General features: G+C 51.4%; 1 pseudogene. It reads right to left on the bottom strand.

The features are described 5' to 3' along the window. Nucleotides 1-253 (bottom strand): annotated as a pseudogene (locus tag N8L90_RS09455) (adhesive domain-containing protein); the annotation flags it as partial.

The raw sequence follows: 253 nt of genomic DNA, 5'->3' as shown, positions 1-253 counted from the left end.
GTGCAGTAGCCTCTACCTCAGCAACCACAAGTGCAGTAGCCTCTACCTCAGCAAGCACAAGCGCAGTAGCCTCTACCTCAGCAACAACAAGTGCGGTAGCGTCTACCTCAGCAAGTACAAGCGCAGTAGCCTCTACATCAGCAAGCACAAGTGCGGTAGCATCTACATCAGCAAGCACAAGAGCAGTAGCATCTACATCAGCAAGAACAAGAGCAGTAGCATCTACATCAGCGTCAACAAGAGCTGTAGCGTC

Origin of the sequence: Streptococcus mitis (genome assembly GCF_946190115.1) — a bacterium.
Lineage (GTDB): Bacteria > Bacillota > Bacilli > Lactobacillales > Streptococcaceae > Streptococcus > Streptococcus mitis_CO.
The sequence above is the reverse complement of the archived record's forward strand: the minus strand, read 5'-3'. Positions and strand labels throughout refer to the sequence as shown.